This window comes from Streptosporangium sp. NPDC020072 (genome assembly GCF_040631445.1).
In the GTDB taxonomy this organism is placed as follows: domain Bacteria; phylum Actinomycetota; class Actinomycetes; order Streptosporangiales; family Streptosporangiaceae; genus Streptosporangium.
The window spans coordinates 259,915-275,192 of sequence record NZ_JBEYAB010000013.1 but is presented as its reverse complement, the minus strand read 5'-3'; the positions used below and the strand labels follow the sequence as shown (position 1 = coordinate 275,192).

Sequence of the window (15,278 nt, the reverse complement as noted above, 5' to 3'; positions counted from 1 at the left end):
ATTTATAGGTTGTGGATCTTCATAGGAGGGCAAAGGCGAAATAGCCCTTATGTCCTTTTAAACGGGTGCGGCAATCGGATGGTCGATCAGTCGGAGAGGGCGATCGTCGCCAGCTCCCCACGGGAGGCGACCCCGAGTTTGGGATAGGCCTTGTAGAGGTGGTAGCCGACCGTGCGCGGACTCAGGAAGAGCTGGGCGGCGATGTCCCGGTTCGACAGTCCACGGGCCGCGAGCCGTACGATCTGCAGTTCCTGCGGGGTGAGCAGGGCCAGCAGGCCGGGCGCCGAGGTGGCGGGGGCGGTTGAGCCGGTCGCGTTCAGCTCCGCCCTCGCCCGGTCCGCCCACGGCGTGGCCCCCAGCCGCTCGAAGACCTCAAGCGCGGCGCGCAGGTGGGGCCGGGCGTCGGCCTTCCTACGCGTACGGCGCAGCCACTCCCCGTACAGCAGCGCGGTCCTGGCCCGTTCGAACGGCCGTCCCTCCACCCGCAGCGCCTCGGCGAAGTGCTCCTCGGAGTCGTCGAGCAGGGCCTGGCAGCGCGCGAGCAGGGCGCACGCCCACGGCTGCCCGATGTCGAGCGCCCACCGGCGGAAGCCGTCCAGGGCCTCGGCCGCCCGTTCGGGGGCGCCGAACCGTACCGCCGCCTCGACCAGGTCGGGAACGCTGCGCTTCCCGGCCACCTGGTAGCCGCCCGCGACCGGTTCGAGACGCGAGAGCGCGTCCTCGATCCGGCCCCGCCCGAGGTCGAGGACGCCGAGCGCCCAGGTCGCCCACCCGTGGCCCGCCGGTCCCGCCGCGAGCGCCTCGTCGGCCAGCGCGCGGCAGCGCTCCTCGTCGCCTTCGAGCGCGGCGAGGTAGGCGAGGAAGGCTCCCAGCTGAGCGGCCCACTGCGTCTGCCCGGTGTCGCGCGCGATGCGCAGGCCCTCGGTCGCGGTGGTCAGCGCGTCGCGGTGCCGTCCGTGGAACATCTCGGTCTCGGCGAGGAAGAACAGCAGCGTGGGCAGCGTCCCGATGCCGCCCGTCGACCTGGCCTCGGCGACCAGCGCCCTGGCCGTCTCGCCGACCTCCTCGTCCTGCCCGGCGACCAGACCCATCCCGCAGACCTGGACCAGGTCACCCGGGCGCGCGCCCGCCTCGCGGGCCTCGGCGATCGTCCTGGCCAGTGAGAGCGCCGTCCCGCTCCGCGTCAGTGTCGCCGTGACGAACGCGGCGACCGGCGCCAGCGGGTCACCGTCCGGCAGGGACAGCGCACCGAGCTGCGCGGCGGCGTGGTCGACCTCGGCCGCGCCGATGTACCAGGCGCCGTGCAGGGCCTGGAACAGCATGCGTGCCGCCTCCGTGCCCCCGGTCAGGGCGGCCCCCTCGACCAGCGCCTCATAGGCGGCGCGCACGGTCCCGCGCAGGAAGTCGGCGGTCGCGCGGACGTGCGTCAGCCGCGCCCCGAGAGCCGCCGCCCCCGCACGCTCCCCCGCCTCCGCATGCTCCCCCGGGCCCACGTGCTCCCCCGGCTCCGCGTGCTCTCCCGGCTCCACGGCGAGTACGGCCAGCAACCGGGCGGCCTGTTCCGCGAGCGTCCCCGCCCGGTCGAGCTGGCCCGCCCACGCCGCCGTCTCCGCAGCCAGGGTGAGCCGCGCGGCCCGGGTGTCCGGCCGGAGGCTCAGCCTGGCGGCCCGCTCGTAGGCGCTCGACGCGGCGGCGTACCCGCTGCGGTCGCTCGCCCGCGCGGCCGTACGCTCAAGCTCGGCCGCCACCTCCTCGTCGGGGCCGGTCGCGGCCATCGCCAGATGCCAGGCGCGCCGGTCGGCGTCCTCCCGGCCGTCCAGGGCCTCGGCGAGCGCCCGGTGTACGGCCAGCCGCAGACTGGGCGGGATCCCCTGGTAGACGGCGGCCCTGACCAGGGGGTGCCGGAAGGTCACGGTGCCCGCCTGGACCCTGACCAGGTCAGCGCTCTCCGCCGGATGCAGGTCTTCGAGGAAGTCCCCGAACGTGGCCGCGGCCCGCAACACGACGCGCAGGTCACCGGTGTCCTCGGCCGAGGCGACGGCCAGCAGCCCCTGGGTCGCCTCAGGCAGCCGCTTGACCTGCCCGAGGAAGGCGTTCTGGACCCGGTCGGTCAGCGCCGGCGCCGTACCGTCTCCGGCGGCGGCCTTGGGCAGCTCGATCAACGCGAGCGGATTGCCCCGCGCCTCGGCGAGCACGCGGTAGCGGGTGACGGGGTCGATCTCCGGGCCGAGCAGGGCCGCGGAGGCGGGGGCGTCGAGGCCGCCCAGCACGAGCTCGTCGATTCCCTGGGCGGTGAACGGGTCACGCGCGGCGAGGATCAGCACGACCCCCTCCGCGTCCAGCCGTCGCGCGGCGAACAGCAGCGCGTCCGTCGAGGCCCGGTCGAGCCACTGGGCGTCGTCGACGAGCACCAGCAGCGGCCCCTCCTCGGCCAACTCGGACAGCAGGGAGAGCACCGCGAGGCCGACCAGCAGCCGGTCCCCGGCCTGTACGGCGGCCAGCCCGAAGGCGGCCCTGACGGCGCGTTCCTGCTGCTCGGGCAGCACGTCCAGCCGGTCGAGCACCGGCCGCAGCAGCAGGTGGAGCCCGGCGAAGGGCAGCTCGGCCTCCGACTCGATCCCGGTGCCGCGGAGCACCCGCGCGTCCCCGGCCGCGGCGTGGTCGAGCAGCGCGGTCTTGCCGATGCCGGGTTCGCCCCGCACGAGCAGGGCGCCGCTACGGCCCGCGCGGGCCTCGGAGAGCAGCCGGTCGATCACGGCCTGCTCGGCGGCCCGCCCGTACAACATGCCCCGAACCCTACTCAACCAGGATCAGGTGCCCGCACAGGAGTCGTGGGTGGCGTCGAAGCCCTTCAGGCTGTCGAGGTCGTCCTGCTTGAGCGGCTTGAGACCCTTCCAGTCGTCGCCGATGGTGAGGACGAGCCTGGGCGTGGTCGCCCGCCGTACGAGCAGGCCCGAGGACCTGAGCACGTCCCGGGTGAGGGTCGGCGCCGCGGGGGCGCCGTTCGGCGAGTAGGCGATCGTGGTCTTCGGGTACGGCTTGTGCGGCGCGTCGGTGATCTTGGCGATGTGGTAACCGCGCTCTTCGAGCTGTACGGCCACCAGCGAGCCGAGACCCTTCCTGGCGGTCCCGTTGCGGACCTCGACCTGGATCTTCGACCGGGAGACCTTGGCCTGGCCGCCCCTGACGCCGGACCCCTTGACGGCCGTGTCCTTGGCGACGATCTGGAAGAGCTTCCTGCTCTGCGGCTCGACCCACTCGACCCGGCCCGGATACGTGACGGAGTAGCGCCACGGCGTGGTGATGAAGTGGATCTGCCCGGCGGCCAGGCCCTGGGCGCTGGTCGCCAGGTCCTTCATCACGCTCGGGGTGAGGGCGGGGTCGGTGGTGACCGACTTGGTGGCCGCGTCGAGGAAGCCGAAGAGCCGGGCCGGGTCGGTGAGCGTCTCGCCGCTCATCACCTTCTTGATCATGGAGGCGATGAACATCTGCTGCCGCTGGATGCGCCCGATGTCCGAGCCGTCACCCAGGCTGTAGCGGGCCCTGACGTAGCCGAGGGCCTGCTCGCCCTTGAGCGTCTGCTTGCCCGCGGGCAGGGTGAGCAGGGCCTTCTTGTCGCGGATCGGCTCGGGGATGCACACCTCGACCCCGCCGACCGCGTCGACCATGTCCTTGAAGCCGGTGAAGTCGACCTTCACGAAGTGGTCGATGCGGATGCCGGTGAGCGTCTCGATGGTCTTCCAGGTGCAGGTGATCCCGCCCGAGTTGAACGACTCGTTGATCATGCCCAGGTGTGCCCGCTGACCGGTGAGCCCCGGCTTCGCCTTGCAGTCGGGGAGCTGGACCATCGAGTCGCGGGGGAAGCTGACGACCATCGCGTTGTCCCGCTTCGGGGAGATGTGCGCGAGCATGATGGTGTCGGTGCGCTCGCCGGGGAACTTCCCGTATTTCGCGTTCTTGCCGCCGCGCTGGTCGGAGCCGACCACCAGGACGTTCAGCGCCTTGGTCGCGACCTTCACGGGACGGGCGCCCAATTCCTCGTCGGGGACCTCGATGTGTTTGACGTTGCCGCTCAGCCTGAGGTAGGCACCCGCGACCGTCGCCACCGCCAGGACGACGACGGTGGTGACGATGGACACCAGCCACCACAGCCATTTGCGACGTCGCCGTGGGGCCTGGCCTTCCGGCTTCGTGGGCGCCTCTGTCAGCCCGCTACTCACGTGTCTCCCGGGGAGGATGGGTCAGGGACACGCCCATGACCGTGGAGCCGGTTCCCGGCCGTCGCTGAGTGTACTAATCCTCCGTAAGGGTGGGATAAGAACCGGGAATCACCCCATCTGCCCAGAGTGGTGGGGCGCCCCGGCCTGCCCGTCGATCGGCAGGGTAGCGCGTGCGCACGCTCCATGACCTGTGGACCGGTGGCTTCCGTAGAACCTTCGGCGGGAGATGTCCTGTTACGATCCGCCGGTGATGATCCGTGATGGACTGCCGGAGGATGTCCCCGCGGTCCTGGCGATGTTCGACAGCGCGGTCGCATGGCTGACGGCGCGGGGCCGTACCGGACAGTGGGGCGACCGGCCCTTCTCCGAGGACCCGGCCCGCGTCGAGAAGATCACCTCCTGGGCGCTCTCCGGCGGGATGCGCGTGGCCGAGGTGGGCGGCGAGCCCGCGGGGTGCCTCGTGCTCGGCAACGCCGTCGAGTACGTGGAACCCGCGCCGGAACCCGAGCTCTACGTCCAGGGACTGGTCGTCGACCGCCGCTTCGGCGGCCACGGCGTCGGCGCGGCCCTGCTCGCCAGAGCCCGCGAGGAGGCGATCGAAGGCGGGGCCGTACTGCTGCGGGTGGACTGCTACGCCGGTGACGACGGCCGTCTCGTCGCCTACTACGAGAGCCAGGGCTTCACCAGGGCCGAGCCGTTCACGGTCGGCGCGTGGCCGGGGCAGGTCCTGCAGATGAGGCTGTGACCCGGACACGCTTGTAGACGGGGCTGTACCTGGGCATGCGGGCGGGCCCCGCTGGTGAGAGCGTGACCTGGCCCCGCGGAACGGGCCTGTTGGTGAGGCGTGACCTGGACACATGGAACGGGTCCTGCGGACGGGAGTGTGACCGAAGTCGCGGTTGACCTCAAGCCAGCTTGAGGTTGCACGGTTGGGGGTACGAGCCGTGCACCCCGAGGAGGCCACCGTGCTGGACATCGCAGTGATCATCGCCAGTCCCCGCGAGGGCGGCGTCGGCACGACGATCGGCCGATGGTTCCTCACGCAGGCCGGCCGCCGGGCCGACCTGCGCCTCGACGTGATGGAGCTGAGCCGCACCCCGCTTCCCCCCGCCCAGCCGTCCCTGACGGGTGACACCGGGCAGGAGGCCGCCGCGCTGGCCGCCAGGATCGCCGCCGCCGACGGCTTCGTGGTCATCACCCCGGAGTACAACCACGCCTACCCCGCCTGCCTGAAGCTGGCGATCGACGCGGTCCGCCACGAGTGGGCCGCCAAACCCGTCGGGTTCGTCTCGTACGGCGGTCGCTCCGGGGGCCTGCGCGCGGTCGAACAGCTCCGCCTCGTCTTCGCCGAACTGCACGTGGTGTCCCTGCGCGAGACGGTGAGCTTCCACCACACCCCCGTGCTGTTCGACGCCGAGGACAGACCGACCGGGGGCGACGGCGCCGACGGCGCGGTCAAGATCATGCTCGACCAGCTCATCTGGTGGGCGACCACCCTCAAACAGGGCCGCCAGGCCAGGCCGTACACGCCCTGAAATCAGGACTCCAGGGGGTAGACGCGTAGCCAGTCGACCTCCATCCAGGCTTCGCCCTGGTCGCCCTGGCCGGGGAACCAGTCCAGTTGCAGGCAGACCGACATGGGGCTGCGGGCCGCGTTCGGCGAGCGGAACCACTCCTGACCGTCGAGGTAGCCGACGACCCCCTCCGAGGTGTTCTCCACGGCGTAGGTGTGCCAGTCGGTCATGTCCACCTGGGCGTGCGCCTGCTCCTGGCCCTGCGGCGTGTGCAGGAAGAAGTTGGGGCGCTGCCGCTGCGGGTCGTTGACGACCTCAAGGAAGTCGATCTCCTCCCCGGTGGAACTGCGCACGTTCCCGCCGCCCTCCTGCGGCCACAGCAGGGCGACCGGGTGGTAGGACCCGGCCCCCGGGTACAGCCGGATGCGCGTCTCCCAACGGCCGTAGGTCTGGACGTGGCGGGCGGCCAGCCCGGCGGTCGTGCCGTCGGCGCGGCCGTACAGGTAGAGGGCGCCGTCACCGAGGAAGAGCTGGTCCGGGGAGCGGCGGCCGTTGCCCGCGTGTCCCGGGGAGTCGTAGACGACCCACTCGTCCTCGTCGAGGTAGTCGTCGAACTCGGCGCACCAGGTGGGCGCGCCCCAGCCGAGGGCCTCGGCGTTCTCCGAGGGGGAGCAGTCGGCACCGGACAGCACCTGGCCCTGCGCGACGGTGAGGGTGCTCACCGCCAGCGCGGCCACCAGGCTGAGCACGGCTAATCGTAGGTTCGACCTGGACATCAGGATCGCCGCTCCTGTGGTCTGGCGCAGAGCGCGGAAGGACTGAAGCTCCAGCAACCCGGTGCCTTCGGCGACCAGGTCCCGGACGGGTTCGCGGGACGGCCCTCACGCCCGGCGGGTGGCCCGAAGGCCCACCGGGAGGTCACGGCCGCCGACCACGGCGTGTTCGCCGCCGCGGTGGGGAACTCGGAGGTACGGCTGTGCCACGGCCCGAGGCTCCAGCACGCGGCGAGCTGGTCGGCGCCGCAGACCCCGGAACCGATGGAGTGCCGCAACGGCGGCAACGGGACGACGACCACGGAGAAGGGGGACGAGGGGAAGGGCACAGCGGCGGGCCCAGTGGTGGATCCGGCAGTGGGTCCGGAGGCGGGCACTTCGGACGGTGCTGTGGCGGGTGCCGCGGTCGGTGTCACGGTGGGCACCTCGGACGGCACGGTGGCGGGTATCGCGGTCGGCACTGTGGCTGGCACTGTGGCCGGCACAGCGGGAGTGGCCGTGGGTACGGCGGCCGCGTCCGGCGTGGCCGTGGGTACGGCGGTCGGGGCCAGAGCCGGGGCCGAGGTCGGAACCGGGGTCGGGGTCGGCGGGACCGGTTCGGGTGGGGAGGCGACGGAGACCGGGGGGCTCTTGGTCGTCGACTCGGGGTTCGTGCCGGTCTTCGCCTTCTGCCGCGTCTTCCTCCGGGCCTTCTCGTGGGCCTTCTCACCGCCGCTCTTCTTCGCGCCGGTCTTCGCACCGCCCTTCTTGTCACCGGCCTTCTTGGCGGTGTCGTTCTTTCCCTGGTCCTTCTTCTCGTCGTGTTTCGCGCCGGGCTTCTTCGCCGTGGGCTTCTCGCCGGTGGAGTTCTTCGGCGGCTTCGGGGAGGCGGTCAGGTCGTCGCCCGGCTTCTGCGCCGTGGCCGGGGCGGGCGGCGTCGTGGCCACCTGTGGAACCTCACCCTTGCCGGGCTTGCCGAGACCCGGGGTGGGAGCGGGGGCCGGGTCGTCGATCGAGAGTGAATCGATGTCACTCGTCTTCCCGGTGGGCGCCTTCAGCGCCGTGACAGCGGGGGTCTCCTGCGTCGTGGGGACGTCCGTGTCGGAGGAGGGCTCCTTGTGTGCCGCCTTGGGGCGCGCGAGCGGCTTCGACGAGGAGGTCCCCTTGCCGGTTTCGGACACCTTGGTGGACTTCCCGGCGGACTTCTTGGCGGGCTTCTTCGCGGAGCCACCGTCGGAGTCACCGGCAGAGCCACCACCGGAATCGCCGGTGGAACCGCCATCGGAGTCGCCGGTGGAACCGCCGTCGGAGTGATCGGTTGGCTGGTCGGATTCCGGAACGTCGGGGTCGGACTTCTCGGCGGGCGCCACCTCCCCGGCCTCCTCCGAGCCGCCGGAGCCGCCGGAACCCTTGGAACCTTCAGAGCTCTTGGAGCCCGCAGAGTCCTTGGACCCCCCGGAACCCTTGGAATCCCCGGAGCTTCCGGAGTCCCCGGACCCCTCAGAGTCCCCGGACCCCTCAGAGTCCCCGGACCCCTCAGAGTCCCCGGACCCCTCAGCGTCCCCCGACCCCCCGGAGTCCTTGGAGATCGACGAGCCCTCCGAGTCGGAGAGCGCGGAGGTGTCCGACTCGGTCTCGGGAGTCGTCTGGGAGGTGGTCGAGGTCTCGCTCGTGGGTTCGGCCAGGGCGCTCCACGGGTGGGCGGCGACCGCTCCCGCCGTCGCGGAGACCCCGGCGAGCAGCAGGCCTGACATCAGGGTGACGCGCCGGGACGGGATGCGTCGGGGCATGGGCGGTCCTCCTCGATCTAGGGGGTGGGGTCGGAACCGGCGATGGGCTTCCAGCCCGCGGCGGTGAACTCGGGACTGCCGGGCAGGGCGACCTGGGGCACCGTGGTCGTGACCGGGTCGGGGATGTTGACCCAGTCACCCTGGCTCGGGCCACGCATGGTGGGGTTCCAGCTCATGAGCAGGTTCATGGCGTACGGACTCGAATAGGTGGGGTCGGTGTCCCCGACGCCCTTGGTCGCGGTCACCTGGACCAGGACGGAGACCTGGACCAGGTCCTTCGAGCGGGAACGCCACTGGACGCCGATCGTCCTGGTCCGCATAGCGGCGTCCTCAGGCAGTGGCCCGGTCCTGGGCAGGCCGAGGGTCTGCCGCCATCCGGCGACCGCCGCCCGCGCCCCGGCCAGGGCCGTGTCCCGCTGCTCCGGCGGGGCGTACAGGACGGCGGCGTGCTCGGCCTGGGCGACGTCCAGCGTCCAGGCGCCCTCAAGCGCGGCGGCGGCGGCCGAGGCCGCCCCCAGGTCCGTGTGCGGGAACCCGACGGGATAACCCGCCTCGCTCTCGTAGCCGGACGGCTGCGCGAGCACGACGCCCCCGCCTCCGTCCTCGGCGGTGGAGACCGTCGAGACCACCTGGGGTTCCTGGCCGCCTCCCACGACGCGCCACATCACGGCCGCCAGCAGGATGGCCCCGACCATGGAGACGACGACGAGGAGCATCCTGCGGTTGTTGCGTGGCGGGCCGAGGTCCCAGTCCAGGTCGCCGTTCTTGGCCACTAGCGGCTCCGGTCCTGGCGCTGGCCGAACGCCTGGCCCGCCGCGGCGGCCAGACGCAGGTAGGCGCCCCTGGTGGTCGGGCGCAGCCGTACGAGGTCGACCTCGGCGCCCTCCTTGAGATGCGGGTCGTACGGCACGCGGATCACCGAGCGGCAGCGGGCGGCGAAGTGCCGTTCGAGCAGGCTGACGTCCACGTCGGACTTGGGCTCGACGGCGTTGAGCACGACGATGGCGTTCCTGACCAGGTCGGAGTGGCCGTGGGCGGTCAGCCAGTCCAGCGTCGCGGCGGCCGAGTTGGCGCCGTCGACGGCGACGAGGCTGACCAGCACGATCTGGTCGGCCAGCTCCAGCGTCGCCCCCATGGCGCCGTGCAGCAGCCCCGTCCCGCAGTCGGTGATGCAGATGGAGTAGTAACGCTCGATGAGCCCGGCGACCGTCCGGTAGTCGTCGGCGTCGAACGCCTCGCTCACCGCCGGGTCGCTGTCTGAGGCGAGGACCTCAAGCCGGGCGGGCGACTGGGAGGTGAAGGCGCGCGCGTCGGCGTAACGCATGATGTGCGGGGCCTCGGCGAGCATGGTGCGGATGGTCGCCGCGGTCTCCGACTTGACCTTCAGCCCGAGGGTGCCCCGGTCGGGGTTGGCGTCGATGGCGATCACCCGGTCGCCCCGCAGGGAGGCCAGGGTGTTGCCGAGGGCGACGGTCGTGGTGGTCTTGCCGACCCCGCCCTTGAGACTCATCACCGCGATCCGGTGGTGGCCGCTGGCCACCGGGGTCTGGGCCTGGGCGATCAGCGTGCGGCGTTCCAGTTCGGCGCTCGACTCGGCGGGGGTGATCCTCCCGCCGGAGACCTGCCACACCAGGCGGCGCCAGCCGCCGGTCGGTTCGGGACGTCGGTTGATGAGCAGGTGTTCGGCGGTGAGGGGGACCGTCTCCTGGAACGGTTCGCCCTGCGGGGGCGGCGAAGCCTGGATCTGGGGGGACGTCTCCGTCATGGCCAGGGTCCTTTCACAGAGGGCAGCGCGGGAGGTCAGCAGGTCTGCCAGCGCACCGTGGTGGTGATCGAGTCGTCGGGTCCGTGGACGGTCAGGGAGGTCGTCGCGGTGAAGGGCGTGCCGCACCAGTGGCGGATGCGGTGGGCGCGCAGGGCGATCACGTCGGGGCGGCCCGGCCGTGTGGTGCCACTCGACGGGCGCACCGTCAGGCCGGGGGCCGTGACGCGCCACCGCAGGGGGGAGCCCGTCACGGTGAGGAGGATGTTCCCCTGACCGAACTCGTCGAGCGTCACCAGGGGCGGGACGCGCACCCGCTTGGCGAGTTCCCCCGACCCTCCCGGCTCTCCCGAGGCGGACCCGGACGACTCGGCCCCGGGGAACGTCAGCTGGGGCGAGGCCGTCGGCCGGTCGGGTGTCTGGCTCTGCGTGGTCGTCCGCAGGGAGGTCACCGTGTCCCGCGACCCCATCACGGGCGCCAGGAGGTTCATCCCCAGCAGGGTGCCCGTCGCGCCCGCGACGACGACGATCACGACCTTGACGGTGGTGTTCCTGAGCCACGTCCCGAGGGGGGCGAGCGCCTCCAGGACGCGGACCCCGAGGGGATACCCCTCCGTATCGTCCGGCTCGCGTCCCGTTGCGGGCTTCGGGGCGGGCTTCTGGGGGGACTTCTGGGAGGACTTGGTGACGGCGGGCAGGGACGGCATGGTGGCCGAGGCGTCCGTCTCGCGCTCGGCGGTGTTCCGCGCCCACGCCTGGGTGAACAGGGCGTCGTAGAGCGGGGTGTTCTGCCCGGGGACGGGCGGCGCGAGTGGTGGCCCCGAGGGCACCGGGGGCCCCGGGGTGGACAGCACGGGCAGGGACGGCAGCGTGGGACGGTCCCCGTGCCGCTCGGGGGACCTCGGGGTCTCGGAGGACTTGGGAGGCCCGGAGGACGTGGGGGAGCGATCTCCCGAGGCCGGGCCGTACGGCATGGAGCGGTCCCGGCGGCTGCGCCGGTCGGTTTCGGTCTCGGGCGCCGGACGATCCCGGCGGTCAGGGCTCTGCTTCGGCCCGGTACGGCTCACGCCCTCGGGACGGACGGTCCGGTAGGGCATCGTGGAGCGGTCCTGCCTGGCGGGACGCGTCCGGGGGTCCACGGCGGCGGGGGGCCCGGCGACGGGTTCGGCGCCGGTTTCCGCGACGGCCGTGGGCGCGGCGAGCGGTCCCGCTCCGGCGATGCCCGGGGAACGCCTGGCCGGGGGCTTCGGCGGGGACGGCGGCGGCTCGGGCAGGGCGTCCAGGAGCTGACGCCGGACCTGTGGGGGAAGCGAGCGGATGCGCGGATGGGAGACCATCTGCGGGACCGTGTAGCGGATGTTGATCGGCCGCGCGCACACCGGGCACTTCAGCATGTGGGAGATCAGGTCCCCCCGTGCCTCCGCGTCGATGTCGGCGGCCGTCCACTCCTCCTCGGGGAAGATCCGCTCGACGAGGGGGCCCAGCTCGGGGCAGGTGCGGCGGTGGTTGGCGAGGGCGTCGAGCCCGCTGGCCAGGATCTCCAGCAGGTCCTGGGTGCGGGTGGCGAGCCTGGTGACCTCCTCGACCGGCATGGCCAGGACGTGCGCGAGGTCCTCGGTGGTGAGTCCGTGGCGGTACATCAGTCTGAGCGTCTCGGTGCCCAGCGGTTCGACGAGCGACCAGACGCGCTCGGTGACCTCCTCGTCCGGCATGCCGGGCCCCGTGTCGGGGACGTAGATCTCCCGGTGGTCGGGGGACGCCAGGCAGTCACGCCGCAGGGCGGAGAACAGCCGTCCTCTGACGCCGACCCCCTCCGGCGGGGACGGCTCGGCCAGGCACGCGGTCAGCACGGAGGCGACCGCGGGTAACGCCCGGCCTGAGGCGAGGTGGGAGGCGGCGTAGTCCAGCAGGTGCGCGCCGTGTTCGCTCACCCACGCCGCCCCCTCGCCGCCGGCGCCGGGCGTGACACGCCCGACGCCGGTGGAGGTGCTCATGGTCCGGTGGGCCCGTCCTGGTCCGGCTCGACCTGGCCGGGGCCGTTCTTGATGTAGCGACGGGTCTCGTACGGCCCCGCGTCGGACGGGGTCTCCCGCCGCTGCTGCTTGGAGTGGCTCGTCTGCTGGTCGGGCTGCGGCTGGGCGGGTACGAGGCCGCCGGACTGGTCGTGCTTGTCGGGCTGGGCCGGGGGCTGCTGGCCGTACTCGCCGTTCTGGCCCTGCTGGTTCTGCTTGTCGGGCTGGCCCTGCTGACCGGGCTGGTCGTCCTGGCCGTAGGGGTCGTACTGGTCGTTCTGGTCCGGCTGCTGCTGCTCGGGCTGCGCGGGGGCCTGCGGAGACTGGGCGGGGGCCTGGTCCGTCACCACGAACTCCAGGTTCCGCTCGGGCAGGCCGGTGAACTTGGTCCAGTTGCTGACCTCGCCGGGCGCGGGCTCGGCGTAGAGCCAGCGGACGAAGGCGGGCCACCGGCAGGAGTCGCGGGGGATGACCGCGCCGTCCTGGTCGGCGCCGAGCTCGCGCAGCTCGTCCTCGGTGTAGTCACGGCACGGCGGGGTTCCCGGCGGGGCGATGTTGAGGTCCCACACGCCGTTCTCGTCGGTGTAGCGCATGTTCTTGTCGAGCCCCAGGGCCTCCTGGGCCCGCTTGAGCAGCTCGGGGTCCTTGAAGACCGGCAGCGTCTCCACTCCCGCTCCCATGGGGGCGGGCTGGAGCACGGTCTGGTCGGGCTCCTGCTCGGGGGTGAACGCCTCCCCGTTCTCGTCGGTCGTCTCGGTCGTCTCGGGCGCCGACTGCGCGTCCGGGTGGTGTTTGCCCGAGGACTTCGGAGCGGCGTCCGAAGTCTTGGGAGCGGCGTCCTGGGGCTGGTTGACCGGGTTCTGGGGCTTCTGCTTGGCGGTTGTCTTGGGCGGCGTGACCGGCTTGGCCGTGCCGTTGGGCAGGGCGGGCTTGAGGGCGCCGGTCGGCTTGGCGGCCTTGGGCGGCTTGGGAGAGTCCGGCTGCGGCTTCTCGTCACGGTCGGCGACCTTCGGCGCGTCCGCGCCGATGCCGAGCTTCGGCTTCTCCGCGAGGGTCGCGGGCTTGTCGATCACACTGCCGTTGTCCGAGATGCCCCCGCTGACCTTCTTCGTCGGCGGGGGTGGGGGCGGGTCGGCCTTGGTGTTCGTCTTCGGGGGCTGGACCGGGGCGGAGACGGGTGCCTTCTGCGTGGTGCCGCCGCCTCCACCACCTCCGCCCCCGCCGCCCGTGTTGCTCTTCGGGGGGGCGTCGTTCTTGACGGGCTTGACCGTCGGCTGCGGCGCGGCCTTCGGCGCTGTGTCCTTGGCGTCCTTGGTGTCCTTGGCCGTCCCGGACTTGGGGTTGCTGGGACGCTGGAGCGGGGCCGTGGCACTGGCCAGCACGGGCAGGCCGATGCAGCCTCCCGCGCTTCCTGAGACGGCGTGCCCGTCGGCGGTCGCGGTCAGGCAGACCTTCGCACCGGCCAGGGCCGTGCCGAGGGGACCCTTCTTGCTGATCGTGCTGCCCGCGTCGGAGCCGGACAGCGACGGGGCCTCGCCCGCCTTCCACGCCTGGGCGAGTTCGTCCAGGTGATAGGTCCCCGCGGCCAGCCGTACGGACTGCTCGGCGGGGGGCTGGGAACGGGCGGCGATGACGGTTCCCAGCCCGGCGCCGGCACCGAACACGCCGATCGCGATGCTCGCGGTGATCACCGTCGCACGTGAGGGCTTACGTGAAGGTGTCATATGGGCGTTCCTCTTCTCCCGGTGGGACGTCAGTCGCCGTGGCTCTCCAGGACCTCACTCCACTCGCCCAGTACACGGACGGGGTCGGTGGAGCCGGCGGGGGGTACATATGTCACGTACATCCGTCCATAGGTGGCGCTCGCCGAGTGGGTGAACGCCTTGTTGCGCGTGCGGACTGCGGCGGAACCCTTCAGGGTGACCTTCGCCCCCGCGCGCTCGGCCATGCGGGTGTCGGTTGAGCGCGCCGAGTACCAGACCAGGGCGCCCCCGTCCCCGGTTCGCAGCGCCCGGATCGGGCCCTCCTGACGGTAGGTCAGGCTGAGGATCCATCCGGCGTCCTCAAGCTGGGCGCGTTCCTGCTGCCAGAACTTCACGGTCTCGCTGGTCCACGGCCCGTCCTCGAATCTCTGGTCGGGCTTGGCGCTCTCCAGACTCTCCAGGTGCTCCTCGGCGATCTGGCGCGGGGTCGCGACCAGGCCGGTGGCGTTCTCAGGAAGGCTCGTGGCGTAGCCTTCGGCGTCCGTGGCGATCTTGGGGAAGGCGGGCAGGATCGCGCGGGTGTCGAGTCCCGAGGCGACCAGGCGCCAGCCCGCCGGGGTCGAGCTCATCAGGTCGACGACCCGGGCGATGCCGGTCTCGTGGGCGACCGCGACGAACCAGTCGGGGGAGCCCTCGACATGCCGGGGCACCCACACCTGCGGGTTCGGCCAGGTGCCCGAGGCGACCGTTTCGCCCTGCATCTTGGCGGTCTTGAAGCTGGCCCGGGTCATCTCGACCGCCAGTCCGCCTTCGAGCTTGCCCATGGCCGCCGAGTCCATCCGGGTCTGAACCGCCGACAGGTTCTTCTGGTACGAGCCGTGGATGCGGTAGGCCTGCCGGACGGTGAGCTGGGGGGACTCCTCGGGCTTCGCGGTCGTCCCGATGGCGGTCTTGCCCGGTGGCGCGGTGGCGGAGGCGCCGTCCCCGGCGCCGCTCCGGTCGACGTAGACCGAGGCGGAGGGGGCGGGCTTGCCGGCGTCGGTGTCCGAGGGGCTCCGCGACGCCGCTCCCCAGCCCGCGCTCGACGTCTGCGGCGAGGGGTCGGCCACGAGGGTCTGCGGGGTCGCGGAGTTGGCCCTGATCAGCCAGACGCCCGCGCCCGCGACGACCACGGAGAGGGTTCCGAACAGTACGGCACGGCGCCAGTTGAACGTCGGCAGGCTCTCGGGGTGCCAGTCGGACTCGTGCTCAGATTCGTCTCCGGTGGAAGCGCCGCCACGACCGGGAGGCCAGGCTTCCTCATCTGGGAAATCTGATGCACGCCATGACATAGGTCCAAATATTAGACTGACCGTGATCCATTGGGAAGGTAAAGCGCAATGGTAATCGGCACTTATGGTTATTAAGTTATAAATAATACATAATCATAGATATGTGCTGTCCGAAACCCCTCCTTTGCGGCCGGGTGCCGAGGCCGTACGGGGGGGTGCCGGAACCTCTCTGGAGAGGTTCGCGGCCTGAGGTT

11 protein-coding genes are annotated in these 15,278 nt (G+C 72.0%); 2 read left to right on the top strand and 9 right to left on the bottom strand.

The window, feature by feature from the left end:
* Positions 1–86 precede the first annotated feature (86 nt).
* Positions 87–2,786, bottom strand: coding sequence for an AAA family ATPase (locus ABZ470_RS30115; RefSeq protein WP_362915668.1), 2,700 nt, complete (start codon positions 2,784–2,786; stop codon positions 87–89).
* Positions 2,787–2,810: 24 nt separating this feature from the next.
* Complete coding sequence (locus ABZ470_RS30110; protein WP_362915666.1) at positions 2,811–4,139, bottom strand: LCP family protein; 1,329 nt, start codon at positions 4,137–4,139, stop codon at positions 2,811–2,813.
* Positions 4,140–4,470: 331 nt separating this feature from the next.
* Between ABZ470_RS30110 and ABZ470_RS30105 the strand changes: the two genes are divergently transcribed.
* Entirely contained in the window at positions 4,471–4,965 is a 495-nt protein-coding gene (locus ABZ470_RS30105; protein ID WP_362915710.1) for a GNAT family N-acetyltransferase, read from the top strand.
* A 220-nt stretch (positions 4,966–5,185) separates the two neighbouring features.
* Entirely contained in the window at positions 5,186–5,755 is a 570-nt protein-coding gene (locus ABZ470_RS30100; RefSeq protein ID WP_352015045.1) for an NAD(P)H-dependent oxidoreductase, read from the top strand.
* A 2-nt stretch (positions 5,756–5,757) separates the two neighbouring features.
* Here the strand turns inward: ABZ470_RS30100 and ABZ470_RS30095 are convergent, their stop codons facing one another.
* From ABZ470_RS30095 to ABZ470_RS30065, 7 genes are read right to left on the bottom strand one after another with little or no spacing between them, the layout of a single operon-like run.
* Positions 5,758–6,510 carry a glycoside hydrolase family 16 protein gene (locus tag ABZ470_RS30095; RefSeq protein WP_362915664.1) on the bottom strand — a complete coding sequence of 251 codons (753 nt, stop codon included), beginning with the start codon at positions 6,508–6,510 and terminating at the stop codon, positions 5,758–5,760.
* Complete coding sequence (locus ABZ470_RS30090) at positions 6,510–8,276, bottom strand: hypothetical protein (RefSeq protein WP_362915662.1); 1,767 nt, start codon at positions 8,274–8,276, stop codon at positions 6,510–6,512. Before ABZ470_RS30090 ends, ABZ470_RS30095 begins: the two co-directional genes overlap by 1 nt.
* A 17-nt stretch (positions 8,277–8,293) precedes the next feature.
* Positions 8,294–9,049: a hypothetical protein gene (locus ABZ470_RS30085; protein WP_352015042.1), complete on the bottom strand. Its 756-nt coding sequence runs from the start codon at positions 9,047–9,049 to the stop codon at positions 8,294–8,296.
* Positions 9,049–10,041, bottom strand: coding sequence for a MinD/ParA family protein (locus ABZ470_RS30080; protein WP_352015041.1), 993 nt, complete (start codon positions 10,039–10,041; stop codon positions 9,049–9,051). The genes ABZ470_RS30085 and ABZ470_RS30080 overlap by 1 nt, the downstream gene beginning before the upstream one ends.
* A 35-nt stretch (positions 10,042–10,076) precedes the next feature.
* Entirely contained in the window at positions 10,077–12,032 is a 1,956-nt protein-coding gene (locus ABZ470_RS30075) for a hypothetical protein (protein WP_362915660.1), read from the bottom strand.
* Positions 12,029–13,774 carry a hypothetical protein gene (locus tag ABZ470_RS30070; protein WP_362915658.1) on the bottom strand — a complete coding sequence of 582 codons (1,746 nt, stop codon included), beginning with the start codon at positions 13,772–13,774 and terminating at the stop codon, positions 12,029–12,031. Before ABZ470_RS30070 ends, ABZ470_RS30075 begins: the two co-directional genes overlap by 4 nt.
* Before the next feature lie 29 nt (positions 13,775–13,803).
* The gene (locus ABZ470_RS30065) at positions 13,804–15,084 is read right to left on the bottom strand and encodes a hypothetical protein (RefSeq protein ID WP_362915656.1); all 1,281 of its coding nucleotides are present in this window, start codon (positions 15,082–15,084) and stop codon (positions 13,804–13,806) included.
* Positions 15,085–15,278: the final 194 nt, after the last annotated feature.

What these genes read in the sequence shown, in the direction of transcription:
- ABZ470_RS30115 (WP_362915668.1), bottom strand. Translation starts at nt 2,786, where the DNA reads ATGTTGTACGGGCGGGCCGCCGAGCAGGCCGTGATCGACCGGCTGCTC.
- ABZ470_RS30105 (WP_362915710.1), top strand. Translation starts at nt 4,471, where the DNA reads ATGATCCGTGATGGACTGCCGGAGGATGTCCCCGCGGTCCTGGCGATG.
- ABZ470_RS30095 (WP_362915664.1), bottom strand. Translation starts at nt 6,510, where the DNA reads ATGTCCAGGTCGAACCTACGATTAGCCGTGCTCAGCCTGGTGGCCGCG.
- ABZ470_RS30090 (WP_362915662.1), bottom strand. Translation starts at nt 8,276, where the DNA reads ATGCCCCGACGCATCCCGTCCCGGCGCGTCACCCTGATGTCAGGCCTG.
- ABZ470_RS30080 (WP_352015041.1), bottom strand. Translation starts at nt 10,041, where the DNA reads ATGACGGAGACGTCCCCCCAGATCCAGGCTTCGCCGCCCCCGCAGGGC.
- ABZ470_RS30075 (WP_362915660.1), bottom strand. Translation starts at nt 12,032, where the DNA reads ATGAGCACCTCCACCGGCGTCGGGCGTGTCACGCCCGGCGCCGGCGGC.
- ABZ470_RS30070 (WP_362915658.1), bottom strand. Translation starts at nt 13,774, where the DNA reads ATGACACCTTCACGTAAGCCCTCACGTGCGACGGTGATCACCGCGAGC.
- ABZ470_RS30065 (WP_362915656.1), bottom strand. Translation starts at nt 15,084, where the DNA reads ATGTCATGGCGTGCATCAGATTTCCCAGATGAGGAAGCCTGGCCTCCC.